This is a genomic window from Serratia sp. HNCC26DJ206 (assembly GCF_057180605.1).
Genome location: NZ_JBXUGP010000026.1, coordinates 55,226 through 81,985, shown reverse-complemented (window position 1 = coordinate 81,985; position 26,760 = coordinate 55,226). Strand labels below are relative to the sequence as shown.

Genomic DNA, 26,760 nt, shown 5'->3' with positions numbered 1-26,760 from the left:
TTAGACGTTATGAGGATTTTCTCACCCGCAGATACCATTCGCACAGCAGGCGAACTTGTTTACGGGTATAGCCTTTCTCCATCATACGGTCGACGAAGTCATCGTGTTTCTTCTGCTCATCCGTTGAGGTTTTAGCATTAAAGGAAATGACCGGCAGCAACTCTTCGGTGTTCGAGAACATTTTCTTCTCGATAACCGTGCGCAACTTCTCGTAACTGGTCCAGTTCGGATTCCGGCCGCTGTTATTGGCACGGGCACGCAGAACAAAGTTGACGATCTCGTTGCGGAAATCTTTCGGGTTGCTGATACCCGCCGGTTTTTCGATTTTCTCCAGTTCAGCATTCAAAGATTCACGGTCAAACAGTTGGCCGGTATCTGGGTCACGGTACTCCTGATCCTGGATCCAGAAGTCAGCATAGGTCACGTAGCGGTCAAAAATGTTCTGACCGTATTCGGAGTAAGATTCCAGATAGGCGGTCTGAATTTCCTTGCCGATAAACTCGGCGTATTTCGGGATCAGATAGCCTTTCAGGTGCTCCAGGTATTTTTCAGCCTGATCTTGTGGGAACTGTTCGCGCTCGATCTGCTGTTCCAACACATAGAACAGATGAACCGGGTTGGCAGCCACTTCAACATGATCAAAGTTGAATACCCGAGACAGGATTTTGAAGGCGAAGCGGGTCGACAGACCGTTCATCCCTTCATCAACCCCGGCATAGTCGCGGTATTCCTGATACGACTTGGCCTTCGGATCGGTGTCTTTCAGGCTTTCACCGTCATAAACCCGCATCTTCGAGTAGATGCTCGAGTTTTCAGGCTCTTTCAGCCGCGAGAGCACGGTAAAGCGAGCCAGCGTTTCCAGTGTGCCAGGGGCGCACGGCGCATGGGTCAGCTCACTGTGATCCAGCAGTTTGTCGTAGATTTTGATCTCTTCCGACACCCGCAGGCAGTAAGGCACCTTGACGATGTAAACACGGTCGAGGAAAGCCTCGTTGTTTTTGTTGTTACGGAAGGTGACCCATTCCGATTCGTTCGAGTGCGCCAGAATAATACCGCTGAACGGCAGGGCAGAAATCCCCTCAGTCCCGTTGTAGTTACCTTCCTGGGTGGCAGTCAGCAGAGGATGCAGCACCTTGATCGGCGCTTTAAACATCTCGACGAACTCCATGATCCCTTGGTTGGCCCGGCACAGAGCACCGGAATAGCCATAGGCATCAGGATCGTTCTGCGCGTGGTTTTCCAGTTTACGGATATCCACTTTACCCACCAGCGCGGAGATATCCTGGTTGTTCTCATCGCCCGGTTCGGTTTTGGCGATGGCAATCTGATCAAGTATGGAAGGGCGAACCTTCACGACTTTGAATTTGGTGATGTCACCACCGAACTCATGCAGGCGCTTCGCTGCCCACGGCGACATAATGGTGCCGAGATAACGCGTTGGGATGTTGTATTCTTTTTCCAGAATATTGGCATCTTCCTGCGGGTTGAACAGGCACAGCGGATGGTCGTTGACCGGGCTGCGCTCACCGTTGGCGCTTAGGGTATAAATAGGCACGCGTTGCATCAGCGCTTTCAAGCGTTCTGCAAGCGATGACTTACCGCCGCCCACCGGGCCCAGCAGGTAAAGGATCTGTTTCTTCTCTTCGAGGCCTTGAGCGGCGTGTTTCAGGTAGGAGACTATCTGTTCGATAGCTTCTTCCATGCCGTAGAATTCCTCAAATGCCGGGTAGCGCGCGATCACTCTGTTAGAGAACAGGCGAGACATGCGAGACTCAAGCGCGGTGTCCACCATGACTGGTTCACCGATAGCCATGAGCAGACGTTCCGCCGCATTGGCATATGCACTGCGATCTTGCCGGCAAATGGTAAGAAATTCCTGCAGTGTGAACTCTTCGTCCTTGGCAGCTTCGTAGCGCTGGCGATAGTGGTCAAATATGTTCATGGTGATGCCCGTCCTTTCGTTATTAGCACAGGTTAAAGGGAGCTGGTATTTGTATTCTGGCTCCCGAAAGAGAGAAGTTATATCTGAGTACAGCAACTCGTATGCCAACTTGGTGCGCTTATTATCGCGAGTTGCGCTGTATTGCCACTGAGCTCAGGATAAATTCACCTTCTGATTTAAGCGTAGTTGCTTACTGAAAAATTTCCTGCATGAAAAACAGCTTTTTTAAGTCATATCAATGACTCAGTTATTGAGCCTGGCCAAATGCCTTGTCTGGTGCGGGTTGCGGCAGAATATGTCATGGTTCTGCCATCGATAATTAATGCTTTCGTTCTAAGCTATTCGATTTTAGCCATTTTATATTGTAAAGATTCAGCAAGCGGTTACATTTTCACATAAACTATGTCCTATCGTTTACTCTGTTATTTATGGAAAAAACCAGTGAAGATATCTCATCTCAAAACGCTAGCCATTATCGCTTCTGCAATGGTTTGTGCGCACAGCGCTCAAGCAGGAAACTGGTCGCTTGGAGCAGGTGTGCTGGTTACGCCAGAGCCGTATCGTGGCTATCAAACCCGTGTTTATCCAGCACCAATCATTAACTATGAAGATGATAATTTCTATTTTCGTAGCCTGACAGCCGGTTATTATCTGTGGAACGATCGGCAGAACCAACTGAGTATTATGGCGTACTACCTTCCTCAGCATTTTAAGCCTGGCGATAGCGATGATGAACGCATGAAGCGCTTAGATAGACGCCGCAGCACGCTGATGGCCGGGGTGGCGTATTCACATAATGTAGAGTGGGGGACCATCCGTACGGCATTGTCCGCTGATACGCTGAATAACAGCAATGGTATGTTGGGGGATGTGACCTACCTCCATCGTTTTATGCTGGATAACTGGACGCTAGTGCCGGGCGTGGGTGTGACGTGGAGTAGTAAGAATCAAACAGATTATTACTATGGGATTAGTGACAATGAATCTCGCCGTAGTGGGCTGAACAGCTATACGGCAGGCAATAGTTTTGCGCCTTATGTGGAACTGACGGCGAATTACAAATTCAATTCAAATTGGAATGCGTTTATGACCGGTCGTTACATCAGTCTGTCTAACGAAGTTAAGGACAGCCCGATGGTCGATAAATCATATACGGCTATTTTGTTGACAGGAGTGAGTTACAGCTTCTGAACCAAATTGCACGATAATCGTGCATGAGCTGCACTAAAAAGGGGCGATACCGCCCCTTTTGCTATATTGCGGTGCAGTGCATGTGGATACAGAATTTAACCGTTTTTACGGCTGCGGAACGTTACCGCCAGGCGGGCAGGTTGTTCAGCGGTAGCAACCAGCGGTGCAGTCACACGGCCGGTTTCCACACAAACCATGGTTTTATACCCCTCATCCGGCATATCTACCATTTTGGCGGACAGTTCGGCACCTGGGTTCCAAGCAATGACATCGCTCATATGCTGATGATTTACTTCAATAGTGCGTTGTAACACCGGATCGTTGATCAGGCTACAGGTTGCTGGTTGGGTATAGACCCGATCGGTCTGGCCGACAAATACCAGATCCCCCACCTGACGAGCTTCGCTGATATGTGCCACTTTATCGATATAGTGTTCACCGAGGCCAGCAACGCTGACGCGGGCAATATCGCCGATCTCGAAATATGTATGCAGTGCGGCAGTTGCCTGGTAGTCGCCGTGAGACTCCAATTCAATCTCACACTCTTCACCCAGTTTGAAACGAGCGATTAGCGTAAAGGCGTGAGGCCATTGTGCACGAGTTTGTACGTTATCTTGCAGCGTGAAGGTCAGGATCACTCCGTTTTCGTCTTCATCATGGGCCGTCAGGACCCACGGCTGATTGCGTGCGAAACCATGGGATGGTGTACCTGCTGTACCGAACCAGGGCCAGCAAATCGGAACGCCGCCGCGGATCGCGATGCCTTCTTTGAACGGCGTATTGTCGCTTAGCCAGATCACCGGTTCATCGCCGTTGGGTTGCCAGGCCAGCAAATGTGCACCCTGTAAAGTAATGGCGGCATGGACTTTAGGGTGGGTAACTACCACGACCGGCAGTTCATCCAGCTGTCGCTGGCTGATAAAGGGAGTGATTTGTTCGGTAACGGGTAGGGTGAAGATTTTTTCGTACACGTAAATTGCCTTCTTTTCGCCGCAAAAAACCAGTAAAAAGGGCGACAATAATGTCGCCCTCGTCATCAACTACACACATCATGCCATATTATTTGGAGATGTGAGAGATCAGGTCCAGCACTTTGTTAGAGTAACCCGTTTCGTTATCGTACCAAGAAACCAGTTTCACAAAGGTGTCGCTCAACGCGATACCGGCTTTCGCATCGAATACGGAAGTCAGTTTTTCGCCGTTGAAATCGGTAGAAACCACTTCATCTTCGGTATAGCCCAGCACGCCTTTCAGCTCGCCTTCAGAAGCGGCTTTGATAGCAGCACAGATTTCTTTGTAAGAAGCGGGTTTTGCCAGACGGGCAGTCAGATCAACCACAGACACGTTCGGAGTAGGAACGCGGAACGCCATACCGGTCAGTTTGCCGTTCAGTTCTGGGATAACTTTACCTACAGCTTTAGCCGCACCGGTAGAAGAAGGGATGATGTTCTGAGCTGCGCCGCGGCCGCCGCGCCAGTCTTTATGAGACGGGCCATCAACGGTTTTCTGAGTTGCGGTAGTCGCATGAACAGTGGTCATCAGTGCTTCAACGATACCGAACTTGTCGTTGATCACTTTAGCCAGTGGTGCCAGGCAGTTGGTGGTGCAAGAAGCGTTAGAAACGATTTCTTGGCCAGCGTAAGATTTATGGTTCACGCCCATAACGAACATTGGGGTGTCATCTTTGGATGGGCCAGTCAGAACCACTTTCTTAGCGCCTGCAGTAATGTGTTTACGTGCAGTTTCGTCAGTCAGGAACAGACCAGTCGCTTCAGCAACGACGTCAACGTTGACTTCGTTCCACTTCAGGTTAGCCGGGTCTCTTTCTGAGGTACAACGGATGGTTTTACCGTTAACAACCAAGTGGCCGTCTTTAACTTCTACAGTACCGTTGAAACGGCCATGGGTAGAGTCGTACTTCAGCATGTAAGCCATGTACTCTGCGTCTAACAGATCGTTGATTGCAACGATTTCGATGTCAGAACGTTCCTGAGCAGCACGGAAAACAATGCGACCGATACGGCCAAAACCGTTGATACCTACTTTGATAGTCATATATTCCACCAGCTATTTGTTAGTGAATAAAAGGTTGGTTGTAAAATTACAAAAACCTTACCAAGCGTCAAGCGGAATCGTGTCAATTCTTGCGGCAAATCAAACCACAGAACTGGTTTTGCACGCTTATTGCACATTCCATTCACGTTTGTCCTCACAAGGATATGGGGGCAAACTGCTAAGTATAAAGTCCATACGTGCAAAATATGTGATTTTGATCACATATGACTGCGGCGTAACCTTTATGCCGTACAGTTTAGGCCAAAAAGGCCTGCAGCGGTGTTAATTTTTTGTTATTATTACTCATTGTTTTCGTTGATATTATCCACATTCCGGGAATCGCACAAATGGCTAAAGAGACAACCCCTAACCAACCAGCCACGGAACTGAATGAAATCCAACGCTATGTGACACAGGAGCGTGGCACAGAGGCACCGTATTCCGGCAAGTTGCTGCACAACCAGCGTGAAGGGGTCTACCATTGCCTGTGCTGTAATGCACCGCTGTTCTACTCCGATAGCAAATATGATTCTGGTTGCGGATGGCCCAGTTTCTACCAACCGGTTTCTGATGATGCGATTCTTTATCTTGATGATAACTCGCATAATATGCATCGTGTCGAGATCCGTTGCGGTCATTGTGATGCACATCTGGGGCATGTGTTCCCAGACGGCCCGCAGCCAACAGGTGAACGCTACTGCGTTAACTCAGCGTCATTGAGTTTCACCGATGGTGAGAATGGTGAGAAAACGGCGGGTTAAGTAGTAAATTGATCAACAAAATCGATTCAGCTAATTATTCATCTTTGAGTGAGGAAACGCATTGATGGAAGTGAAAGATCTGATTTCGGCCATGACGCCAGAAATTTACCAGCGGTTGATGCAGGCGGTGGAGTTGGGCAAGTGGCCAGACGGTGTTGCCCTGACGCCGGAGCAGAAAGAGAATAGCCTGCAAGCAGTAATGCTATGGCAGTCGATGCACAATGCCGATCCGCAACATATGAGCATTGGGACCGATGGGCAGATTGTGATGAAAAGCAAACAGGAACTGAAACAGCAGTTCGCTGCCGAGCCCCTGATCAAACTGAAACCGCAATAACTTCTCAAGTAGGGCGATGCCAGCATCGCCCTGGCTGCTTTACTCTTTAGCGTAATGAAATTTCAGTTAACGTCTGGGCCAGATGGTGATTAGTGTCGGCACCATAATTCCCAGAACATCGCCCGCTTAATCAGCGCTGAATAAATTGTGACAGTGTCACTAATTGTGCTCCAGCCTGCTGCATTTCTAGCAGTGCCTGTTGGCTATCTTCCGGTTGTAAATTGACGCCGCGGCATCCTTCCGTGATCACCATGGTTTGGTAGCCCAGATGCAAGGCATCCAGCACGCTGAATTTCACACAATAATCCGTCGCCAAGCCCATCACGGCAAGATGGGTGATCCCCTGAGATTTCAGCCAGCTATCGAGAGCTGTTTGCGTGCGGTGGCCGTTATCAAAAAACGCGCTGTAGCTGTCGATGTCCGGGTTTTCACCTTTACGAAACACGGCGGTCAGCGCTTGCTGCCGGAGTTGCGGATGAAATGCCGCTCCTTGGGTGCCTTGAACGCAGTGTACCGGCCACCAGACTTGCGGTAATCCTTCTAGCTCACCAAGCGTGCCGACGGTGGCATGAGAGTTTACCGCAAAGCTGCGATGATTGGCCGGGTGCCAATCCTGGCTGGCAATCACTAGTTCATGTCGAGCTAAACAGGCTTCGATGACCTGATTGGCAATGGCGATGGTTTGATCGCCTTCGGCAACGGCCAGTGCGCCGCCGGGGCAAAAATCGGTTTGCAAATCAATCAACAGCAGGGCAGTTTTCATTTCAACTCCGATGGGTTAGCCCGCAGTCAGTTCACCACGTAGATCCTGTTGCATCTGGCTGCGGATATCTTCTGGCGTCAGCGGTTGGCTCAGCAGGTAATGCAGTTTGGTCAGAGCAGCTTCTACCGTCATATCAAAGCCGCTGATAACGCCAGCATGGGCCAGGGCATTGCCAGTGGCATATCCCCCCATGTTGACCCGGCCAGAAATGCACTGAGTCAGGTTGACCACTACGATGCCACGTGCAGAAGCATCGCGCAATTCATCCACCAGTTCCGCTTTTTGTGGCGCATTGCCGACACCGTAGGAGCGCAGGATCAGTGCTTTTACCGGTTGCAGCAAGAAGTTACGCACCACCGCCCCGGAAATCCCTGGATAAATGGTGACCACGCCGATCGGTTGCGGTGTGATGTTATGCACTTTTAACTCGCCATTACATACTGGTGAAGCGATACCGGTTTGGCGGCGGATATGGATCCCAGCCTCCAATAATGGCGGCAGGTTTGGCGAAGCGAAAGCGTCAAAGCCATCAGCATGGGCTTTGGTGGTGCGATTGCCACGAAACAGTTTGTTATTGAAGAACAGGCTGACTTCATTGACCGGATGATTAGCGGCCAGATACAGCGCATTCAGCAGGTTGGTCTGGCCGTCGGAGCGTAGTTCTGCCAATGGAATCTGTGACCCTGTCACAATAACCGGCTTGTCCAGGTTCTCCAACATAAACGACAGCGCCGAGGCGGTAAAAGCCATGGTGTCGGTGCCGTGCAGGATGACGAAGCCGTCATATTGGTCGTAATGCTGTTTAATATCATCAGCGATATGTTGCCAGTCCTCCGGCGTCATATCGGAAGAGTCGATCAGCGGTGCATATTCATGAATGGTGAAGTCTGGCATTTCCGGGCGATGGAATTCGGGCATCAGTGACAGTTGGCGCTGCAAATGGCCAGAAACCGGGATATAGCCGTGCTCGGAACGTTGCATGCCGATCGTCCCACCGGTATAAGCGACGTAAATGGATTTCTTGTGCATAGCATAAATCTTAATGGATTTTCAGATGAGCTGAATTATAGGGGAAAAAAGCCCGGCGGATGCCGGGCCAGAGATTAATGCGTTAACGGACTTCTCCGCAGGTTAGGCAGAGAGCATAACGGTGCTGTGGATCGTTCAGATTATTAAACAGGCCCGGTTGATCTTTCACCGCTAAAGCGACGGAAGCCAGCGGTGCTGGCAGCATCGATTGGATAGCGGCGGGTAACATCGCATGGATGGAAACGCCAAACTGGCTGAGGATCATATCCGCCAAGCTTGGGCTATCCACGAACCAGTTAAGCTGCCACTGTGGCAGTTTGGCCAATTCAGCGGCTTTCTTCACGGCGTCATCAAAGTCACCCAATTGGTCGACCAGGCCATTTTTCTTGGCATCATTACCAAGCCAGACGCGGCCCTGAGCGATCTGATCAACCTGTTCCGGCGTTATTTTCCGTGCTTTAGCCACCAGGTTGATAAAGTTCTTATAACCGTTCTCGATGTTCAACTGCATCATCTGCGAGAACTCGGCGGGCAATGCCTTGGTAACGGCCAGATCGGCCAACGGTGAAGTAGCTACCCCATCGGTATGCACGCCAATGCTGTCCAGCGTGTTCTCAAAGGTGTTGATGATGCCGAATATGCCGATAGAACCGGTGAGGGTGCTCGGGCTGGCGATGATGTAATCCGCAGGCGTCGAAACCCAGTAACCACCGGAAGCGGCCATGCCGCCCATGGAGACGACCACCGGCTTTCCGGCAGCCCGCACGGCCGCCAGCTCGGAACGGATCACCTCAGAGGCAGTCACGCTGCCGCCGGGGCTGTTCACACGGAACACCACCGCTTTGATTTTGGGATCCAGACGCGCCTGGCGTAGTTGCGTCGCCGTGCTATCACCGCCCACGGTTCCAGGGGTTTGCTGGCCATCCATAATGGCACCGTTAGCGAAGATGACGGCGATTTCACCACCCTGATCCGGCGCTGATTTTGGCTGGTAATCGTAGATGCTGATCGCATTGAAATTATTGTTCTGCTTATCCCAGCCGAAGACCTTAACCAGTTGCTCTTCAATCACGGTACGGGATGCCAACTCATCAACCTGCTTGCTGTCCAGCGCAAACTTGGCCGTGTCGCCTCCCGCCGCTTGCAGGCCACTGAGGATCGCCGCAGCCCCTGGGAACAGTTGTTCCGGCGTCAGTTGGCGGTTGGCCGCCACGGTATTCAGGTAATTCTGCCACAGACCGCCGACCCAAAGGCTGTCGGCCTCGCGGGCTTCTGGAGACATATCGTTGCGGATCAGCGGTTCCACGGCGGATTTATAGGTGCCGACCCGGAAAATATTGGTGGTGATCTTCAGTTTTTCCAGCAAGGCTTTGTAATACAAACCGTTGGTCGCAAAACCGTGAAGATCTACCACGCCTTGTGGTGACAGATAGACCTTATTGGCATAGCTGGCCAGATAATATTGCGTCTGATTATAGCTGTCGCCAATCGCAAAGATCGGTTTGCCGCTGTCACGGAATTCGCGCAGCGCTTTGCCAATATATTGCAGAGAAGGCTGATCGGCACCGGCGAAGTCATTCAACTGCAACACCATGCCAGTAATGTTTTGGTCGTCTTTGGCCTTGCGAATCATGTCCACCAGGTCAAACAGCGAGTTTTCCTGCAGACGATTGCTAGAAGCCCCTAGCAGTTCACGGCCCCATTGGCGAACGCGGCTGTTCATCGATGGCTGATCGACCACGATGCCGCTGAGGTTCACCAGCAGCGCGCCACGTGGCGTCTCTACCGGAGTAGTGCTGCTTTGGAAAGAAAGATAGATACCTACCCCAACCAGGATCAGCAGAATAAAGAATAAGTTCAGGATAAATTCCCTGATAAAATTCAGCAGACGCCACGTCCACCTGAATATACCGGCAATGAATCGCCACAATGTGCGCATGTGCTCTCCAACAAGAGTCGAGAATGTTCCGCTATCCTAATGAGCGGCCGAAGAAATGTCAGCTTTAAATCGTGAGCTATATACAGTATTGCAGAGGCTGTAACTCCTTGTGGAGCTATGTTAACGTGATCTAAATGAAAAATGTTATCAGGAGGTTACAATGGATGCACTGGATCTTTTACTGAATCGCCGTTCGGCGTCGCGGCTGGCGGCTCCTGCGCCAACCGGTGAAGTGCGGCAGAATATCATCAATGCCGGGTTACGCGCGCCCGATCATGGCGCGTTGCAGCCATGGCGTTTTGTGCTGATTGAGGAGCAGGGTCTGGAGCGTTTCAGCGCCTTGTTACAGGCGGCGGCAAAGCATGATGAGCTTGATGAGGCTGCCGTCGAAAAAGCAAAACAAGCGCCATTCCGCGCACCGTTGATCATTACCGTGGTGGCTCATTGCAGCGAAAATCCGAAAGTACCTCGTTGGGAACAGGTGATTTCCGCTGGTTGTGCCGTGCAGGCGATGCAGATGGCGGCATTGGCGCAAGGGTTCAACGGCATCTGGCGTACCGGTGCCTGGACGGAGCATCCGCTGGTGCGTGAGGCTTTTGCCTGCCGTGAGCAGGATGAGATCGTGGGTTTCCTTTATCTCGGCACTCCACAGTTAAAAGCAGCCACCAAAGTGGTGCCCCCCGACAGTACTTCTTTCGTCCGCTATTTCTGATCCCGCCCGCAGGGTTTTAGCAGAAAATGCGCGATATCCCGCAGTTTTGTACTGTTTCTGAGCAGGCTAACGGCATAATGCCAGCCTGCTCTTACCAATCCCCTCGGCAAGCGTTACCCTATAGCCCATTGTGATATTCTGAAGCTCGTTACCCAAAGGGAGTGGATTTATGGCATCGTCGGTCATCCGTTTAACCCAGTACAGCCATGGCGCTGGCTGCGGCTGCAAAATCTCACCGAAAGTTCTCGAAACGATACTGCATAGCGAACAGGAAAAGTTTGTTGATCCGCGTTTGCTGGTGGGTAATGAAACTCGTGATGATGCGGCGGTGTATGACATTGGCAATGGTGTTGGCATTATCAGCACCACGGATTTCTTTATGCCGATCGTCGATAATCCGTTTGATTTTGGCCGCATTGCGGCCACCAATGCCATCAGCGATGTGTATGCGATGGGTGGTAAGCCGATCATGGCGATTGCGATCCTGGGCTGGCCGATTGCCACGCTGCCAGCGGAAGTGGCGCAGCAGGTGATTGACGGCGGGCGCTATGCCTGCCAGCAGGCGGGCATCGCTTTGGCGGGGGGGCATTCGATCGATGCGCCTGAACCGATCTTCGGCTTGGCCGTCACTGGCATTGTCAGCACCGAGCGAGTGAAGAAAAACAGTGCTGCGCAGGCCGGGACGAAATTGTTCCTGACCAAACCACTGGGTATTGGCGTGCTGACCACGGCCGAGAAAAAAAGCAAACTGCGGCCAGAGCACCAAGGGCTGGCAACGCAGGTGATGTGTCAATTGAATAAACCCGGTGCGGACTTTGCCGATGTGGCGGGTGTCACCGCGATGACCGATGTGACCGGTTTTGGCTTATTGGGGCACCTCAGTGAAATGTGCCAGGGTTCTGAATTGCAGGCGACGGTGTGGTTCGATCAGGTGCCGAAACTCCCTGACATCGAGCGCTATATCAGCGAAGGCTGTGTGCCGGGCGGAACGGATCGTAATTTCGACAGCTATGGTCATCTGGTCGGTGCTATGAGTGATTTGCAGCGCCAGCTATTATGCGATCCGCAGACTTCTGGTGGTTTACTGCTGGCGGTATTGCCGGAAGCCGAAGCCGAGGTGCAGGCGATTGCTGCGCGCCATGGCATCACGCTGAAGGCCATTGGTGAACTGCATACCGCTCAGCCGGGTAAACCGCTGATTGAGGTTGTCTAGTGTCAACTATGCAGACTAGGCAGGACACCAACGATTATCGGCGTATTTTTCTGCAAGATATGCCACTGATTGATGTTCGTGCGCCAATAGAATTTCAGCAAGGGGCATTCCCCTCAGCGATTAACCTGCCGTTGATGAACGATAGCGAACGCCAGGCGGTGGGAACCTGTTACAAGCAGCACGGCCAGCAAGCGGCGATCGAACTTGGGCATCGTCTGGTTAATGGCCAACTGCGTGAACAGCGTACTCAGGCCTGGATCGCGCAATGTGCCCGGCAGCCGCAGGGATATATTTATTGTTTCCGCGGTGGGTTGCGCTCACAACTGGTGCAGCAATGGCTACGGGAAGCCGGGGTGGATTATCCGCGAGTTCTCGGTGGCTATAAGGCGTTGCGTACCTTCCTGCTGGAGACCCTGGAATCCTGCTCTGCACTGCCGATGGTGGTTGTGGGTGGCAATACCGGTTGTGGTAAAACTTTATTGATCAATGAACTGCAAGCAGGCATTGATCTGGAAGGTGTGGCGCATCATCGCGGCTCGTCTTTTGGCCGAACCTTGGTGGAACAGCATACGCAGATTGATTTTGAGAATTGTTTGGCCGTACTGATGTTGAAAAAACAGCATAACGGTTGCCGCCATTGGGTGCTGGAAGATGAAAGCCGGATTATTGGCTCAAACAATCTACCGTTGGCGTTGTTTAACGGTATGCAGCAAGCGCCTTTGGTGGTGATCGACGATCCGTTTGAGGTACGTTTGGCCCGCCTGCAGGCTGAATACATCGATCAGATGCGCATTGCCTTCGAGCACGCTTATGGTGAACAGGAAGGCTGGCAGAAATATGTTGAGTATTTGCATCACGGCCTGTTTGCCATTCGCCGCCGCTTGGGGCTGGAGCGTTTCCAGCAACTGACGCAATGGCTGGCTCAGGCGTTGCAGTTGCAGCAATCCCATGGCAACAGCGATGCTCACCAACAGTGGTTGGTGCCGCTGTTGCAACACTATTACGATCCGATGTATCGCTATCAGTTAGAGAAGAAAACCCAGCGGATGATCTTCCGTGGTAACTATGCTGAAGTGAGAGAGTTTTTGATGACGTACAGCCTGAATAACGGTGAATAATGCGACTGTTTATTGCCGAAAAACCGAGTTTGGCTCGCGCCATTGCTGATGTGTTACCTAAACCCCATCGCCGGGGTGATGGGTATATTGCCTGTGGCAGCAACGATGTGGTGACCTGGTGTGTCGGCCACTTATTGGAGCAGGCGCAGCCGGATGCTTACGACAGCCGTTATGCGCGTTGGTCGTTGGCGGATTTGCCGATTATCCCCCAAAAGTGGCTGTTGCAGCCGCGTCCTTCGGTCAGCAAACAGTTAAATGCGATAAAAAGACTGCTGACGGAAGCGGACGAAGTGGTTCATGCCGGTGACCCGGACCGCGAAGGGCAACTACTGGTTGATGAGGTGCTGGATTACCTGGCGCTGTCGCCGGAAAAGCGCCAGAGCGTGCGCCGCTGTTTGATCAACGATCTTAACCCACAGGCGGTAGAACGGGCCATCGAGCGGCTGCGTGATAACCGCGATTTTATCCCGCTGTGCGTATCTGCGCTGGCGCGTGCGCGTGCCGACTGGCTGTATGGCATCAATATGACCCGTGCTTACACGCTGTTGGGGCGTAATGCGGGTTACGACGGGGTGTTATCGGTGGGGCGGGTACAAACACCGGTGTTGGGGTTGGTGGTGCGGCGTGACGAAGAGATTGAAAACTTCGTGCCGAAAGACTTTTTCGAAGTAAAAGCGCATATCGTTACGCCGAAAGAGGAGCGCTTTGTCGCTCTGTGGCAACCGAGTGACTCCTGTGAGCCTTATCAGGACGAGGAAGGGCGCTTGCTGCATCGGCCACTGGCTGAGCACGTAGTCAAACGTATTGAGGGCCAGCCTGCTCTGGTGACCTCCTATAATGATAAACGGGAATCAGATACTGCCCCATTGCCGTTTTCCCTTTCCACGCTGCAAATTGAAGCGGCCAAGCGTTTTAACCTCAGTGCCCAGCAGGTGCTGGATATCTGCCAGCGCCTGTATGAGACCCATAAGCTGATTACCTACCCGCGTTCCGACAGCCGCTATCTGCCAGAGGAGCATTTTGCCGGGCGTCATGCGGTGTTGAATGCCATCAGCGTGCATCAGCCGGATCTCTATCCGCAGCCGGTGATCGACAGTGAACGTCGCAACCGCTGCTGGGATGATAAAAAGGTGGATGCGCACCATGCGATCATCCCAACCGCCCGCGCCAGCAAAGCTAGCCTGAGCCAAGACGAACTGAAAGTTTATGGCTTGGTGGCCCGTCAGTATCTGATGCAGTTTTGCCCGGATGCGATGTTCCGTAAATGTGTGATCGAACTGGATATCGCCGGTGGCAAGTTTATCGCCAAGGCGCGTTTCCTGGCGGAGGCAGGGTGGCGCACTCTGTTAGGTAGCAAGGAGCGCGATGAGGAAAACGAAGGTGCGCCATTGCCGGTGGTCGCCAAAGATGATGAGCTGTTGTGCGAGCGTGGCGAAGTGGTTGAGCGCCAGACTCAGCCCCCGCGGCCGTTCACCGATGCCAGTCTGCTTTCTGCCATGACCGGGATTGCGCGCTTTGTGCAGGACAAAGCCTTAAAGAAAATCCTGCGTGCCACCGATGGTTTAGGCACCGAAGCCACGCGTGCGGGCATTATTGAGTTACTGTTCAAACGGGCCTTTCTCTACAAGAAAGGGCGCTATATCCATTCCAGTGAAACCGGCCGGGCGTTGATCCATTCTCTGCCAGATCTGGCGGCACGGCCTGACATGACGGCGCAATGGGAGTCCACGTTGACGCAGATCAGCGAGAAATCCTGTCGCTATCAGGACTTTATGCAACCATTGGAAGTCACGCTGCAGGAGCTGATTTATCAGGCCAAACAAAGCCGAGCCAGCATGGCGTTTCGTGGCTTGCCGCCATCGCCTGCTGCTGGGGCGAAAAAGCGTAAAAAGAGTGCTCCTAAGGCGCGAGAAAAAAGCGAGTGAATCACCGGTGATGCGCGGTTTTCTGCAAATAGGGGCGTTGGTGCCCCTTATGCATTATGAGGTAGTGTGACGATATAGCTTTCCAGCAGTGGGATATCCGCCGGGGCCAGAGGATAATCACGCGCCTGCCATGGCGTTACCCAGGCAAACGCCGAATGGCAGTGTTTTTGCAACTCACCGCTGAAGGTCTCGATCTGCCAGGCGTGTAAACGGATGATCCTTTCACTTTGCTGCCACTGCGTGCTGGCAACGTAATGCCCCACTCTGGCCATAATGCCCAACTCTTCTTGCAGCTCGCGGGCCAGGGCCTGTGGCTGATCTTCATTGCGTTCAACCTTACCGCCGGGGAACTCCCACAGGCCTGCCTGATCGCTACTTTTATCGCGTTGAGCGAGCAAGATTTTGCCGTCTTTTTCAATAATGGCGGCAACCACGTCGATGATTTTCATGCGGATTATCAGTAAGGCCCCGTTATAAACACGGGGCGGGGAATTAAATTACAGTGAAAACTCAGCCCAGACCGGCGCATGGTCGGAAGGTTTTTCCATGCCACGGATCTGATAATCAATCCCCGTCGCCTTGCAGCGCGCCGCCAACGGTGTGCTTGCCAGCAACAGATCGATACGCAGCCCACGGTTTTCATCAAAGCCGCGTGAACGGTAATCAAACCATGAGAATTGGTCGCTGCGCTCGGGGTTGGCGTGACGATAGGTATCCACCAGGCCCCAATCCAACAGGCGCTCCATCCATTCACGCTCTTCCGGCAGGAAAGAACATTTACCGGTACGCAGCCAGCGCTTACGGCTATCCTCACCGATACCGATATCAAAATCGCTTGGGCTGATGTTCATATCGCCCATGATCAATACCGGGGATTCAGCAGAAAGCTGTTGTTCCAGGTAACTTTGCAGGTCCTGATAGAAGCGGGTTTTCGCCGGGAACTTGACCGGGTGGTCGCGGCTTTCACCTTGCGGGAAATAGCCGTTAATCACCGTCAGCGTTCCCTGTGGGGTTGCCAGATCGGCCATAATGATGCGGCGTTGGGCATCTTCTTCGTCGGTAGGGAAGCCACGGCGCACGGCAAGCGGTTTTTCTTTGGTCAGCAGGGCGACACCATAGTGGCCTTTTTGCCCGTGATAGAACACGTGATAACCATGCTGGCTCACTTCTTCCAGCGGAAACATATCGTCGTGAACTTTTGTTTCCTGCAGGCCGATCACATCAGGTTGATGCTGTTCAATGATGGCGGCCAGTTGATGCGGACGTGCACGCAGTCCATTGATATTAAAAGAGACAAACTTCATGAGCGGTGCCGTTTTGATCAGAAAAATGTGTTCAGATAGTAGCAGAATTTGGCCAGAAAGGTAACGCAGACCAGCGGCGTGTGGCCGCTGGTAGAGAGGGACTATTTTGCCCAACGGTCGTAATTTTTAACTTGATAATCGTCGAGTTGCTGTAACAGTGTCTGCGCTGAATCACTGATATGCAGGGTATTGAGGTAGTCTTGACGCATGAAGCCTTGATCGGCGACCTGCTGTAAGAAACTACTCAATGGGCGGTAAAAATCGTTCACGTTCAGTAACCCAACCGGCTTGTTGTGATAGCCGATCTGACCCCAGGTCCAGATTTCGAACAGTTCTTCCAGGGTACCGATGCCGCCAGGCAGGGCAATAAACCCGTCAGCCAACTCGGCCATACGCGCTTTGCGGGTATGCATATCGGGCACCACTTCCAACTCGGTCAAGCCGCGATGTGCAGTTTCTGCCTCCACCAAACGCTCAGGTATTACCCCAATGACCTCTCCGCCTGCCTCCAGTACCGCATCGGCGACAATGCCCATCAGCCCTTTTTTACCACCGCCATAGACCAAACGCCGCCCCTGAGTGGCAATCGCGTTGCCCAGATTGCGCGCATTTTCAGCATAGGCCGGATTAATACCTTCGCTGGCACCACAAAAAACGCAGATATTGTTACGCATGCACAGTTCCTTACTGCATTAAAGAAGCCAGTGGTATAGCGAATTGTGGGCGGGAGTTCAAGTGAGGGATTGGGTCGTTTAGTTGAGATTGCCAAAATAGGTTGGTTGGATCGACTCCGATGCTGAGTGGGAAGGATAACCGCGCTGAAGCGCGTTGTCTCGCTGCGCTCGACTCGAACCTTGATCGAAGCTTCTCATCCTTCCCCTGTATGGAGAAATATGGGAATGCGGTGTAGTTGATTACTTTTGGGGGGATTATATAAGGATGGTGGTGGGGGAAGGATTCGAACCTTCGAAGTCTGTGACGGCAGATTTACAGTCTGCTCCCTTTGGCCGCTCGGGAACCCCACCAGGGGTATTGCTTAAAAAGCCTGCTGAATTTTTGAGTGCTTCGTAGGAAGGATTACCGCGCTGAAGCGCGTTGTCTCGCTGCGCTCAGCTCGAACCTTGTCGAAGCTTCTCATCCTTCCCCTCAGTGTTCGATGAGGCTCCGTTTTTCACGGTACTCACGTCGATAGAGGAAAGATGGTGGTGGGGGAAGGATTCGAACCTTCGAAGTCTGTGACGGCAGATTTACAGTCTGCTCCCTTTGGCCGCTCGGGAACCCCACCACTGGCCTTGCTTGCGAAACCTCTGTCTCGGTAAGCGGGGCGCATCATATCAAATGAAGCGCTCGTGTAAAGCATTGAAATGCAGAAAATGAATCGTTTGTCGTTTTTTTATTCTTGGCGGTGTTTCCGTGAACGAAAGACACCGCTTTCTTGCACAACTACAGGATCACCGTGCGGTTGCCGTACACGAACACCCTTTGTGCCAGCACACGATATAACGCACGGCTGAGAACGTTTTTCTCCACATCGCGCCCGGCACGCATCATATCTTCTGCTGAATAGGTGTGATCGACATGAATCACATCTTGCATGATGATTGGGCCTTCATCCAGACTGTCGTTCACGTAGTGCGCAGTGGCACCGATAATTTTCACGCCACGCTCATACGCCTGATGGTAAGGACGTGCGCCGATAAAGGCTGGCAGGAACGAATGGTGAATATTAATCACCTGGTTTGGGTAGCGCTGAACGAATTCCGGCGTCAGAACGCGCATATACTTGGCCAGCACTACATAGTCGGGCAGGTACTGATCGATCTGCTCAGCCATTTTCTGATCGTGCTGCTCGCGCGTCAGGCCTTCATGGCTCACCAGATGGAAAGGAATATCAAAGCGCTCTACCAGCGTCTGCAACGTAGCGTGATTGCCAATAACCGCAGCAATTTCAACGTCTAAACCACCGTAAGCGCTTTTCATCAGCAGATCGCCCAGGCAATGCGCCTCTTTGGTGACCAGCACCACGATGCGGCGGCGGCCTGCGCTGTGCAGTTCGCGCACCGAACCCTGAGGCAATGCACCGTCCAGATCTGCCAGCAATGTGGCATCATTGAAAATCCCCTCCAGTTCGGTACGCATAAAGAAGCGACCGGTCAGGTGATCCACAAATTCATTGTTCTGAACGATATTCAGCTCATGTTTGTAACAGATGTTGGTGATCTTGGCGATCAGCCCTTTGGCGTCAGGGCAGATAGTGCGTAGAATTTTTCTTTGTACATTTTGGTGTGGCATAAGTATGTGGATCCTGTCTGATACTTAACTCGCAGGCTCATTGCCCGCAGCACTTTTTATATTTTTTGCCTGAACCGCAGGGGCAAGTGGCATTTCTACCCGGTTGGGGTTTGATTCCGTCGATATAGTACCAGCGTTGCCCAAGGCGAAGAAAGCGCGAACGTTCATGTATTGCATTGTGCTTGGCCGCCCCGTCGGTGAAACGGGCAACAAACTCGACATAACCTTCGTCGGCGTTGTTACCCGTGTGTTCTTCAACCACCGTCAGTCCAAGCCATGCGGTATCGTTGAAGCTATTGATAATTGCATTACGCGACTCTTCTGCCTGGCAGTCCGGGTGCCAGGTCGCAACCAGATAATCTGCGCAGTGTTTTACATAGGCGGTATAGCGCGAGCGCATCAGTTTGCCCGGTGTAGGGGCAAGTTGGTCACCATAAATAAAAGGTTCACAACACAGGCTATACTCCAACCCGCTGCCGCAGGGGCATAATTCAGTCACCATAACGCCTCAAAGTGATTGGCTCGCGTGGGCGAAAGCCACAGCTAAAATAAATTTAGTGCGTATGTTACCTAACATTATTCGTCAGTGACAATGTACCCTAGCTTTAAGGGTTGAATTCATTCAGTGAGCACAGGACGGCAAGTCATGCGGAAAATCAAAATCGGGCTGGCATTGGGGGCTGGGGCCGCGAAGGGCTGGGCGCACATAGGGGTGATTAATGCGTTACGGAAACGGGGGATCGAAATTGATATCGTTGCCGGCTGTTCGGTAGGGGCATTAGTGGGGGCGGCGTTTGCCAGCCATCGGTTGCCAGCAATGGAGCACTGGGTGCGTGCGTTCAGTTACTGGGATGTGATCCGGTTGATGGATCTTACCTGGCAGCGGGGCGGTTTATTGCGCGGCGAACGCGTCTTCAATGCGGTTAGCCAACTGTTGAAAATTGATGATTTTGCCGATTGTGCGCTCAAATTTGGTGCTGTCACCACCAATCTCAGCACCGGTCGCGAACTGTGGATGACCAAAGGGGACATCCAGCAGGCAATTCGTGCTTCCTGCAGTATGCCAGGCCTGCTGGCTCCTGTATGGTTTGAGGGGTATTGGCTGGTGGACGGCGCCTTAGTGAATCCGGTGCCGATTTCGCTGACCCGCGCAATGGGCGCAGATATTGTTATTGCGGTGGATTTACAACATGATGCGCATCTGATGCAACAGGATTTGTTCTCGGTGCACAATCCGAGTGAAGACACGAATAGTGAAGATGTGAATAATGTGGTGATAGATAATTGGCGTGGGCGCTTGCGAGAGCGTATCAACAAAGTGATGCTGAAAAAGCCCAATTTTACGCCGACCGCCATGGAGATCATGAGCACGTCCATTCAGATGCTGGAAAATCGGGTGAAACGCACTCGTATGGCCAGCGATCCCCCGGATGTTCTGATACAACCCTATTGCCCTCAGATATCCACACTGGATTTCCATCGCGCCAGCGAGGCGATTGAGGCCGGCCGGTTGGCGGTCGAGAAGCAGATAGATGTTTTGGCTCCATTGATAAAAAATAAATAATTATCGGTTCTTAAGGTGGAATTATGCTGTCAGGGAGACTTTCGGCAGGCACAAGTGACCATTATGAGCCACTATTACATCATGAAAAGGGAAGAGGCTCTGCCGATGGTATTACCACTGACAAACAAGCGCATCTTAATCGTTGAGGACGAACAGGTGTTTCGTTCGGTGCTTGTTGGCTATTTGAAGTCGTTGGGCGCGCAAACCAGTGAAGCGGCCAATGGTTTGTTGGCGCTGAGCGCGGTTGAAGAAGTGAAACCTGATTTAATCCTGTGCGATCTGGCGATGCCGGAGATGAATGGTATTGAATTCGTTGAGCACCTGCGTCTACAAGGGGTACAAATCCCGGTACTGGTGATTTCGGCTACCGATAAAATGACGGACATTGCCAAAGTATTGCGGCTGGGCGTGCAGGATGTGTTGTTAAAACCGCTGACTGACCTGAACCGTTTGCGTGAAGCGATACTGGCTTGCTTATATCCTAATATGTTTACTTCACCGGCCATTGAAGAGGTGGAATTATTCAAGGATTGGGATGCGCTGAGTAAGAATCCCTCAGAAGCGGTGAGGCTGCTTAAGCAGTTACAACCCCCAGTCCAGCAGACCATTGCGGGTTGCCGCATTAATTATCGTCAGTTGACTGCGGCCGAAAGCCCGGGTTTGGTGCTGGATATTGCCGCATTGTCAGATAATGACTTGGCTTTTTATTGTCTGGATGTGACGCGTGCTGGTGATAATGGTGTATTGGCCGCTTTGTTATTGCGTGCACTATTCAATGGATTGTTGCAAGATCATTTAGCGAATCAACAGCATCGTTTGCCGCAAATGTCAGCACTGTTAAAGCAAGTTAATCAATTATTGCGCCAGGGAAAGCTTGAAGGTCAATTCCCGCTGTTGGTTGGTTATTATCACGCCGAATATAAAAACCTGATTCTTGTTTCTGCCGGTTTGCATGCCACGGTGAATACCGGGGACAATCAAATCCAGTTAAGTACTGGTATACCTTTAGGCACGCTGGGTGCGACCTACCTGAATCAGATCAGCCAGCGCTGTGAGGCCTGGCAGTGCCAGGTGTGGGGCAGCGGTGGCCGCTTACGTTTAATGCTCAGTGCTGAATAAAACATCAATAAGTCACTTATCCTGTTACATTCCGCTATTGAAAACGTCTATTTAACCTCAGAATTTCACTGCTAGGTAATAGTCTTAAATCTTTATTATTTGTTTTTGGGGTAATACTCGGCAGGTTTAAGCTGGTATACTTCGAGGGTTTTTTTGTATAGCAGCATAAGTTCATAATTTGAGCTCGTATTATAGAGAGGAAATAATGCCTGCTTTAGCTCGTAAAGTTCGCAAAGCGGTTATCCCCGTAGCAGGTTTAGGAACTCGGATGTTGCCGGCAACTAAAGCTATTCCGAAAGAGATGCTGCCACTGGTTGATAAACCGTTGATTCAGTATGTGGTGAATGAATGCATTGCCGCAGGAATCAACGAAATTGTTTTGGTGACTCATTCCTCTAAGAATTCTATTGAAAACCACTTTGATACCAGTTTTGAACTGGAAGCGATGTTGGAAAAACGGGTAAAACGCCAACTGCTGGATGAGATTCAATCCATCTGCCCAAAAGGCGTCACGGTGATGCAGGTGCGTCAGGGGATTGCCAAAGGGCTTGGTCATGCGATCATGTGTGCTTATCCGTTGGTGGGGAATGAACCGGTTGCCGTCGTGCTGCCGGATGTGATCATCAATGAATACAGGGCCGATCTGCAGCAGGACAACCTGCATGAAATGTTGCAGCGCTTTGAACAAACCGGTATCAGCCAAATTATGGTTGAACCGGTGCAGCATAAAGATGTCGGAAACTATGGCATTGTCGATTGTCAGGGGGCAGTACTGCAACCGGGCGACAGCGCGCCCATGGTGAGCGTGGTTGAGAAACCTTCTCCAGATGAAGCGCCATCTGATCTGGCGATTGTGGGGCGCTACGTGCTTTCTGCCGATATTTGGGCACTGTTGGCCAAGACTCCACTGGGGGCAGGTGATGAAATTCAGCTCACCGACGCGATTGATATGCTGATGCAGACTGAATGTGTGGAAGCTTATCATCTGAAAGGTGTGAGTCACGACTGCGGCAATAAATTGGGTTATATGCAGGCTTTTGTTGAGTATGGTCTGCGCCATGCCAGCCTGGGGCAAGAATTCTCGCTGTGGCTGAAACATTTGGTGAACGGCGCACAGAAATAATTTCATAGCTTATTGTCTTAATTTTTAAAAACTAGGATTTTCCAATGAAAGTAACAGTTTTTGGTATTGGTTATGTTGGCTTGGTTCAAGCCGCTGTGTTGGCCGAAGTTGGCCATGATGTGATGTGTATTGATGTGGATGCAAAAAAGGTCGAGAACCTCAAAAATGGCAATATCCCTATTTTTGAGCCGGGCCTGACGCCACTGGTACAACAGAATTACGAAGCTGGGCGCTTGCACTTTACCACCGATGCGCAAGCTGGCGTTGCCCACGGTACTATTCAGTTTATTGCGGTCGGAACGCCACCAGATGAAGACGGTTCAGCCGATCTCAAATACGTGACCGCAGTGGCACGCACTATTGCTGAATACATGACCGAGCCAAAAATCGTGATTGATAAATCTACCGTACCGGTAGGTACCGCAGATAAAGTGCGTGAAGTGATGACCGAGACGCTGCGTAAACGCGGCAGCTCTATTACGTTCGATGTGGTCTCCAACCCGGAGTTTCTTAAAGAAGGGGCGGCAGTGGCCGACTGCATGCGTCCTGAGCGTATTGTTCTGGGTACGGATAACAAAGAAGTTATCGAATCTCTGCGCGAGCTGTACGAACCGTTCAACCGCAATCACGATCGCATGATTCTGATGGATATCCGCAGTGCGGAACTGACCAAGTATGCAGCAAACTGTATGTTGGCGACTAAAATCAGCTTTATGAACGAAATTTCTAATTTGGCAGAAATGCTGGGTGCCGATATCGAGAAAGTGCGCCAGGGTATCGGCTCGGATTCACGCATCGGTTATCATTTTATTTATCCAGGTTGTGGCTACGGGGGTTCCTGTTTCCCGAAAGATGTTCAGGCGCTGATTCGCACGGCAGAGCAGATTGGTTATCAGCCGAAGATATTGCAGGCGGTAGAACAGGTAAACTCCCAGCAGAAATATAAGCTGACTGAATTTATCAAGCGTCACTTTGGTCACGACGTGAAAGGGAAAACTTTTGCGCTGTGGGGCTTGGCTTTTAAACCTAATACTGATGATATGCGCGAGGCATCCAGCCGGGTGCTGATGGAAACCTTGTGGGAATTAGGTGCTTCGGTACAGGCCTATGATCCAGAAGCGATGGCCGAAGCACAGCGTATCTACGGCCAACGTGCCGACTTGAAGCTGATGGGCACTAAAGAAGCCGCATTACAGGATGCCGATGCCTTGGTGATCTGTACCGAATGGCAGAATTTCCGTGCACCCGATTTTGACGTGATGAAAAAGGCGTTGAAACAGCCAGTGATTTTCGATGGGCGTAACTTATTCGACCCAGAACGTTTGCAGGCGCGCGGTTTTACTTATTATGGTATTGGGCGCGGTGCGTCGATTAAGCCGGTTATTTAAGAGGTGAGCATGAAATTCCTGGTTACAGGCGCTGCAGGTTTTATTGGGTATCACGTAATAGAGCGTTTGTTAGCCGCTGGGCATCAGGTTGTCGGGATCGACAACCTGAATGATTATTATGATGTCGGCCTGAAACAGGCGCGGCTTGATTTACTGGCTGATAAACCCGCGTTTCAATTTATCAAGCTTGATCTGGCCGATCGCAGCGGTATTGCCGGGCTTTTCGTTGCGCACCAGTTCGAACGTGTCATTCATCTTGGTGCTCAGGCTGGGGTGCGTTATTCGTTGGATAATCCCCTGGCTTATGCTGATTCAAACCTGATTGGTCATCTGAACATCCTTGAAGGATGCCGGCATAATAAGGTGGGGCATTTAGTGTATGCTTCATCCAGTTCGGTATATGGTCTTAATCGCAAGTTGCCATTTTCGACTGAAGATTCGGTGGATCACCCCATATCCTTGTATGCGGCGACCAAAAAAGCCAATGAACTGATGTCTCATAGTTATTCGCATTTATATGGGCTTCCTACTACGGGCTTACGTTTCTTTACCGTATATGGCCCTTGGGGACGTCCGGATATGGCCCTGTTTAAATTCACCAAGGCGATATTGGCGGGCGAAAGTATTGATGTATATAACCACGGTGAAATGCATCGTGATTTTACTTACATTGATGATATTACCGAGGCGGTTGTGCGTTTACAGGCCATCGTTCCACAACCTAATGCCAATTGGACGGTTGAGCAAGGCTCGCCTGCGACCAGTTCTGCGCCGTATCATGTTTATAATATCGGCAACAGCAGCCCGGTGAAGCTTATGGAATATATTCATGCCTTGGAAGAGGCATTAGGTATCACCGCACGGAAAAATATGCTACCGATGCAACCAGGTGACGTTATGGATACCAGTGCGGATACTGACGAGCTTTACCAGACTATCGGATTTAAGCCTGAAATCAGCGTTGAAGAAGGTGTTAAGCGCTTTGTTGAATGGTATAAGGCGTTTTATAAAGTTCAGTAAATGAGCATTCGTCAGGATTAATAAAGAGGCTTCGGCCTCTTTTTTCGTATGTCTTCAGAATGTTGATTACGTTTTGCAGTAAAAATTAGAGGGGGAGGGTTATTGAAAAGCAAAAAGCTCCCATAGGGAGCTTTTTGAGTTAACTAAAGCCGTTATTACAGCAAGAAATCGTCTAAGGATTTCCCTTGCTCTTCGATAGCTTTTTTAATCACTGCCGGAGTACGACCCTGGCCGGTCCAGGTTTTCATTTCGCCGTTTTCATCTTTATAGTGGTATTTAGCTGGGCGTGCTGCGCGTTTTGCTTTGCCTGCGGCTTTAGTTGCAGCCATAGTTTGCAGCAATTCGTTTGGATCAATGCCATCAGCAATCAGCATTTCGCGATATTGTTGCAGTTTGCGGGTACGCTCTTCAATTTCAGCTTGAGCTTGGCTGTCTTCATCGCGACGCTCGTTAACAACAACTTCCAATTTCTCAAGCATCTCTTCCAGCGTTTCCAGGCTGCATTCTCTAGCTTGTGCACGTAGAGTACGGATGTTGTTCAAAATCTTTAATGCTTCGCTCATTGTTCTAGTCTCAAATTATATTGGTGGGGGGCGTTTGGATAATAATAGAGTGCTCTTTTCTTTTCTGCAATAGCCAAATTGAAAGAGATCCTAAATTTACCTTTAAAAAAACCGATATTGAGAACTGTCTTGCTAATAACCCCTGATAATCTAACTATTACTCTACATGTGACTAAGCTAAATTTTCAACCAGCGCTGTATGTTCATCGAGCTAAAAGGCATTTCACCAGGCAGATATAATTGCGTTCTATAACAGGTTGAGGATGAATTCTGTAGGGCTTAATCACTGTCGTAAGCGGCAGGTAGTGTAAACAAAAAGGGGGGGGGTAGGTAAGGATAACGTTAGAAATGTCATCTCATGTAAGATTGCAATTAACCCCCAGGTAATTGGTGATGAGGTTTTTAATAGCGCCGCTTTATGCCGGTAAGCCTGCACTTTGCGGACCTATGTATGATAATTGACACATCATTAATGAGTTTGGTTAATCATTGGTAATAATTAAATTGTGATGGACCAAGAGGTGCATTCTGTAAATGGATGTAAAAACGGACAATGTTTGCAGCAAAAAGCTTCATTTGAGAATTTGCCTATTAGATGTCCCGATAATGACTCGTTGCCTGGCTGAGTCTGACAAAGGGATATGTTACACTGGCCGCCGCATCTTTAACTGAATATTTCTTATACCACTGGAGTCGCGGGCCATGGCTCAGCTTTATTTTTATTACTCTGCTATGAACGCAGGAAAATCTACCGCGTTATTACAATCTTCATATAATTATCAAGAACGTGGTATGCGGACCTTGGTGTTTACGGCTGAAATCGATCACCGCTTTGGCGTGGGTAAAGTCAGTTCCCGAATAGGGCTATCGTCGCAAGCGCAGCTCTTTAATAACGGAACTCAACTGTATTCCATGATTAACCAGGAACATCAGCAGCAGCCCGTACACTGCGTTTTGGTTGATGAAAGCCAATTCCTGACTAAAGGGCAGGTGGAAGAACTCTGTGAGGTGGTGGATCAATTAGATATTCCGGTGTTGTGTTACGGCCTGCGTACGGACTTTCTCGGTGAGTTGTTTATCGGCAGTCACTATTTGCTGGCTTGGGCTGACAAACTGGTCGAACTGAAAACCATCTGCCACTGTGGTCGCAAAGCCAATATGGTGCTTCGTTTGGGCGAAAACGGTAAAGCGCTGCATGCTGGCGAGCAGGTTGTTATCGGTGGTAATGAAAGTTATGTGTCCGTATGCCGCAAGCATTATAAAGATGCGATCAAAACGCAGGAATAACCTTATCACAGAGGCCGACAGCGGCTTGCTGTGAGGTTTGACGATGATGTTGGTAGGAACGTATCAGTTTTCCGTTAGATCGTGCAGAGCGTGCTAAGCGCGGTCTGAGTGAATA

25 protein-coding genes, 2 tRNA genes and 1 other RNA gene are annotated in these 26,760 nt (G+C 50.8%); 13 read left to right on the top strand and 15 right to left on the bottom strand.

Annotated features, from left to right (window positions below):
• Positions 1-7 precede the first annotated feature (7 nt).
• Positions 8-1,942, bottom strand: coding sequence for a protein kinase YeaG (gene yeaG / locus AC2A1E_RS17700; RefSeq protein WP_459402537.1), 1,935 nt, complete (start codon positions 1,940-1,942; stop codon positions 8-10).
• 402 nt (positions 1,943-2,344) lie between these two features.
• Here yeaG and AC2A1E_RS17695 point away from each other — a divergent pair, with 402 nt between their 5' ends.
• Positions 2,345-3,133: a MipA/OmpV family protein gene (locus AC2A1E_RS17695; RefSeq protein WP_484384837.1), complete on the top strand. Its 789-nt coding sequence runs from the start codon at positions 2,345-2,347 to the stop codon at positions 3,131-3,133.
• Between the two features lie 95 nt (positions 3,134-3,228).
• Here the strand turns inward: AC2A1E_RS17695 and AC2A1E_RS17690 are convergent, their stop codons facing one another.
• Entirely contained in the window at positions 3,229-4,104 is an 876-nt protein-coding gene (locus tag AC2A1E_RS17690) for a D-hexose-6-phosphate mutarotase (RefSeq protein WP_484384836.1), read from the bottom strand.
• Positions 4,105-4,192: 88 nt separating this feature from the next.
• Complete coding sequence (gapA, locus tag AC2A1E_RS17685) at positions 4,193-5,188, bottom strand: glyceraldehyde-3-phosphate dehydrogenase (protein WP_037398998.1); 996 nt, start codon at positions 5,186-5,188, stop codon at positions 4,193-4,195.
• A gap of 347 nt (positions 5,189-5,535) precedes the next feature.
• Here gapA and msrB point away from each other — a divergent pair, with 347 nt between their 5' ends.
• Together msrB and AC2A1E_RS17675 are read left to right on the top strand one after the other, a co-directional pair.
• Positions 5,536-5,949 carry a peptide-methionine (R)-S-oxide reductase MsrB gene (msrB, locus tag AC2A1E_RS17680; protein ID WP_459402539.1) on the top strand — a complete coding sequence of 138 codons (414 nt, stop codon included), beginning with the start codon at positions 5,536-5,538 and terminating at the stop codon, positions 5,947-5,949.
• A gap of 64 nt (positions 5,950-6,013) precedes the next feature.
• The gene (locus AC2A1E_RS17675) at positions 6,014-6,286 is read left to right on the top strand and encodes a YeaC family protein (RefSeq protein WP_459402540.1); all 273 of its coding nucleotides are present in this window, start codon (positions 6,014-6,016) and stop codon (positions 6,284-6,286) included.
• Between the two features lie 130 nt (positions 6,287-6,416).
• On the opposite strand, the gene pncA is transcribed toward AC2A1E_RS17675, so the two are convergent.
• From pncA to sppA, 3 genes are all read right to left on the bottom strand, one after another.
• A complete protein-coding gene (pncA, locus tag AC2A1E_RS17670) occupies positions 6,417-7,049 on the bottom strand; it encodes a bifunctional nicotinamidase/pyrazinamidase (protein WP_484384835.1) in 633 nt (210 codons plus the stop codon).
• 15 nt (positions 7,050-7,064) lie between these two features.
• Positions 7,065-8,078 (bottom strand): asparaginase, encoded by a 1,014-nt coding sequence (ansA, locus tag AC2A1E_RS17665; RefSeq protein ID WP_484384834.1) that lies wholly within the window; start codon positions 8,076-8,078, stop codon positions 7,065-7,067.
• A gap of 82 nt (positions 8,079-8,160) precedes the next feature.
• Entirely contained in the window at positions 8,161-10,017 is a 1,857-nt protein-coding gene (gene sppA, locus AC2A1E_RS17660; protein WP_484384833.1) for a signal peptide peptidase SppA, read from the bottom strand.
• Positions 10,018-10,177: 160 nt separating this feature from the next.
• On the opposite strand from sppA, the gene AC2A1E_RS17655 reads away from it, so the two are divergent.
• From AC2A1E_RS17655 to AC2A1E_RS17640, 4 genes are all read left to right on the top strand, one after another.
• Positions 10,178-10,729 (top strand): NAD(P)H nitroreductase, encoded by a 552-nt coding sequence (locus AC2A1E_RS17655; protein ID WP_484384832.1) that lies wholly within the window; start codon positions 10,178-10,180, stop codon positions 10,727-10,729.
• Between the two features lie 169 nt (positions 10,730-10,898).
• Positions 10,899-11,942 carry a selenide, water dikinase SelD gene (selD, locus tag AC2A1E_RS17650; protein ID WP_484384831.1) on the top strand — a complete coding sequence of 348 codons (1,044 nt, stop codon included), beginning with the start codon at positions 10,899-10,901 and terminating at the stop codon, positions 11,940-11,942.
• Between the two features lie 8 nt (positions 11,943-11,950).
• Positions 11,951-13,060 (top strand): tRNA 2-selenouridine(34) synthase MnmH, encoded by a 1,110-nt coding sequence (gene mnmH / locus AC2A1E_RS17645; protein WP_484384830.1) that lies wholly within the window; start codon positions 11,951-11,953, stop codon positions 13,058-13,060.
• Entirely contained in the window at positions 13,060-14,985 is a 1,926-nt protein-coding gene (locus AC2A1E_RS17640; RefSeq protein ID WP_484384829.1) for a DNA topoisomerase III, read from the top strand. The genes mnmH and AC2A1E_RS17640 overlap by 1 nt, the downstream gene beginning before the upstream one ends.
• Positions 14,986-15,032: 47 nt before the next feature.
• On the opposite strand, the gene AC2A1E_RS17635 is transcribed toward AC2A1E_RS17640, so the two are convergent.
• From AC2A1E_RS17635 to AC2A1E_RS17600, 8 genes are all read right to left on the bottom strand, one after another.
• Entirely contained in the window at positions 15,033-15,434 is a 402-nt protein-coding gene (locus AC2A1E_RS17635) for a pyrimidine (deoxy)nucleoside triphosphate diphosphatase (RefSeq protein WP_484384828.1), read from the bottom strand.
• A 48-nt stretch (positions 15,435-15,482) separates the two neighbouring features.
• A complete protein-coding gene (gene xthA, locus AC2A1E_RS17630) occupies positions 15,483-16,289 on the bottom strand; it encodes an exodeoxyribonuclease III (protein WP_484384827.1) in 807 nt (268 codons plus the stop codon).
• Between the two features lie 101 nt (positions 16,290-16,390).
• Positions 16,391-16,963 (bottom strand): LOG family protein, encoded by a 573-nt coding sequence (locus AC2A1E_RS17625; RefSeq protein ID WP_484384826.1) that lies wholly within the window; start codon positions 16,961-16,963, stop codon positions 16,391-16,393.
• Positions 16,964-17,082: 119 nt separating this feature from the next.
• Positions 17,083-17,182: non-coding RNA, RtT sRNA (locus AC2A1E_RS17620), on the bottom strand.
• A gap of 47 nt (positions 17,183-17,229) precedes the next feature.
• Positions 17,230-17,314 (bottom strand) — tRNA-Tyr (locus AC2A1E_RS17615).
• A gap of 175 nt (positions 17,315-17,489) precedes the next feature.
• A tRNA-Tyr gene (locus AC2A1E_RS17610) sits at positions 17,490-17,574 on the bottom strand.
• Between the two features lie 158 nt (positions 17,575-17,732).
• On the bottom strand, positions 17,733-18,581 hold the full coding sequence (purU, locus tag AC2A1E_RS17605) for a formyltetrahydrofolate deformylase (protein WP_484384825.1): 849 nt from the start codon (positions 18,579-18,581) through the stop codon (positions 17,733-17,735).
• A 37-nt stretch (positions 18,582-18,618) separates the two neighbouring features.
• Positions 18,619-19,080 carry a YchJ family protein gene (locus AC2A1E_RS17600; RefSeq protein WP_484384842.1) on the bottom strand — a complete coding sequence of 154 codons (462 nt, stop codon included), beginning with the start codon at positions 19,078-19,080 and terminating at the stop codon, positions 18,619-18,621.
• A gap of 147 nt (positions 19,081-19,227) precedes the next feature.
• On the opposite strand from AC2A1E_RS17600, the gene rssA reads away from it, so the two are divergent.
• The 5 genes from rssA to AC2A1E_RS17575 all read left to right on the top strand — a co-directional run bounded on the left by rssA (position 19,228) and on the right by AC2A1E_RS17575 (position 24,795).
• Positions 19,228-20,145 carry a patatin-like phospholipase RssA gene (gene rssA / locus AC2A1E_RS17595; protein ID WP_484384824.1) on the top strand — a complete coding sequence of 306 codons (918 nt, stop codon included), beginning with the start codon at positions 19,228-19,230 and terminating at the stop codon, positions 20,143-20,145.
• Positions 20,146-20,250: 105 nt separating this feature from the next.
• Positions 20,251-21,264, top strand: a complete 1,014-nt coding sequence (gene rssB / locus AC2A1E_RS17590; protein WP_484384841.1) for a two-component system response regulator RssB — start codon at positions 20,251-20,253, stop codon at positions 21,262-21,264.
• 205 nt (positions 21,265-21,469) lie between these two features.
• Positions 21,470-22,387, top strand: a complete 918-nt coding sequence (gene galU, locus AC2A1E_RS17585; RefSeq protein ID WP_484384823.1) for a UTP--glucose-1-phosphate uridylyltransferase GalU — start codon at positions 21,470-21,472, stop codon at positions 22,385-22,387.
• A 44-nt stretch (positions 22,388-22,431) separates the two neighbouring features.
• Positions 22,432-23,775 carry a UDP-glucose dehydrogenase family protein gene (locus AC2A1E_RS17580; RefSeq protein WP_484384822.1) on the top strand — a complete coding sequence of 448 codons (1,344 nt, stop codon included), beginning with the start codon at positions 22,432-22,434 and terminating at the stop codon, positions 23,773-23,775.
• Positions 23,776-23,784: 9 nt separating this feature from the next.
• Complete coding sequence (locus AC2A1E_RS17575; protein ID WP_484384821.1) at positions 23,785-24,795, top strand: NAD-dependent epimerase; 1,011 nt, start codon at positions 23,785-23,787, stop codon at positions 24,793-24,795.
• A gap of 155 nt (positions 24,796-24,950) precedes the next feature.
• On the opposite strand, the gene hns is transcribed toward AC2A1E_RS17575, so the two are convergent.
• Positions 24,951-25,358, bottom strand: coding sequence for a histone-like nucleoid-structuring protein H-NS (gene hns / locus AC2A1E_RS17570; protein ID WP_459402556.1), 408 nt, complete (start codon positions 25,356-25,358; stop codon positions 24,951-24,953).
• A gap of 702 nt (positions 25,359-26,060) precedes the next feature.
• On the opposite strand from hns, the gene AC2A1E_RS17565 reads away from it, so the two are divergent.
• Positions 26,061-26,645, top strand: a complete 585-nt coding sequence (locus tag AC2A1E_RS17565) for a thymidine kinase (RefSeq protein WP_484384820.1) — start codon at positions 26,061-26,063, stop codon at positions 26,643-26,645.
• Positions 26,646-26,760 lie beyond the last annotated feature (115 nt).

Excerpts from the sequence above, each read along its gene's own strand:
- yeaG (WP_459402537.1), bottom strand. The coding sequence starts at position 1,942 with ATGAACATATTTGACCACTATCGCCAGCGCTACGAAGCTGCCAAGGAC.
- AC2A1E_RS17695 (WP_484384837.1), top strand. The coding sequence starts at position 2,345 with ATGTCCTATCGTTTACTCTGTTATTTATGGAAAAAACCAGTGAAGATA.
- gapA (WP_037398998.1), bottom strand. The coding sequence starts at position 5,188 with ATGACTATCAAAGTAGGTATCAACGGTTTTGGCCGTATCGGTCGCATT.
- msrB (WP_459402539.1), top strand. The coding sequence starts at position 5,536 with ATGGCTAAAGAGACAACCCCTAACCAACCAGCCACGGAACTGAATGAA.
- AC2A1E_RS17675 (WP_459402540.1), top strand. The coding sequence starts at position 6,014 with ATGGAAGTGAAAGATCTGATTTCGGCCATGACGCCAGAAATTTACCAG.
- pncA (WP_484384835.1), bottom strand. The coding sequence starts at position 7,049 with ATGAAAACTGCCCTGCTGTTGATTGATTTGCAAACCGATTTTTGCCCC.
- ansA (WP_484384834.1), bottom strand. The coding sequence starts at position 8,078 with ATGCACAAGAAATCCATTTACGTCGCTTATACCGGTGGGACGATCGGC.
- sppA (WP_484384833.1), bottom strand. The coding sequence starts at position 10,017 with ATGCGCACATTGTGGCGATTCATTGCCGGTATATTCAGGTGGACGTGG.
- AC2A1E_RS17655 (WP_484384832.1), top strand. The coding sequence starts at position 10,178 with ATGGATGCACTGGATCTTTTACTGAATCGCCGTTCGGCGTCGCGGCTG.
- selD (WP_484384831.1), top strand. The coding sequence starts at position 10,899 with ATGGCATCGTCGGTCATCCGTTTAACCCAGTACAGCCATGGCGCTGGC.
- mnmH (WP_484384830.1), top strand. The coding sequence starts at position 11,951 with ATGCAGACTAGGCAGGACACCAACGATTATCGGCGTATTTTTCTGCAA.
- AC2A1E_RS17640 (WP_484384829.1), top strand. The coding sequence starts at position 13,060 with ATGCGACTGTTTATTGCCGAAAAACCGAGTTTGGCTCGCGCCATTGCT.
- AC2A1E_RS17635 (WP_484384828.1), bottom strand. The coding sequence starts at position 15,434 with ATGAAAATCATCGACGTGGTTGCCGCCATTATTGAAAAAGACGGCAAA.
- xthA (WP_484384827.1), bottom strand. The coding sequence starts at position 16,289 with ATGAAGTTTGTCTCTTTTAATATCAATGGACTGCGTGCACGTCCGCAT.
- AC2A1E_RS17625 (WP_484384826.1), bottom strand. The coding sequence starts at position 16,963 with ATGCGTAACAATATCTGCGTTTTTTGTGGTGCCAGCGAAGGTATTAAT.
- purU (WP_484384825.1), bottom strand. The coding sequence starts at position 18,581 with ATGCCACACCAAAATGTACAAAGAAAAATTCTACGCACTATCTGCCCT.
- rssA (WP_484384824.1), top strand. The coding sequence starts at position 19,228 with ATGCGGAAAATCAAAATCGGGCTGGCATTGGGGGCTGGGGCCGCGAAG.
- rssB (WP_484384841.1), top strand. The coding sequence starts at position 20,251 with ATGGTATTACCACTGACAAACAAGCGCATCTTAATCGTTGAGGACGAA.
- galU (WP_484384823.1), top strand. The coding sequence starts at position 21,470 with ATGCCTGCTTTAGCTCGTAAAGTTCGCAAAGCGGTTATCCCCGTAGCA.
- AC2A1E_RS17580 (WP_484384822.1), top strand. The coding sequence starts at position 22,432 with ATGAAAGTAACAGTTTTTGGTATTGGTTATGTTGGCTTGGTTCAAGCC.
- AC2A1E_RS17575 (WP_484384821.1), top strand. The coding sequence starts at position 23,785 with ATGAAATTCCTGGTTACAGGCGCTGCAGGTTTTATTGGGTATCACGTA.
- hns (WP_459402556.1), bottom strand. The coding sequence starts at position 25,358 with ATGAGCGAAGCATTAAAGATTTTGAACAACATCCGTACTCTACGTGCA.
- AC2A1E_RS17565 (WP_484384820.1), top strand. The coding sequence starts at position 26,061 with ATGGCTCAGCTTTATTTTTATTACTCTGCTATGAACGCAGGAAAATCT.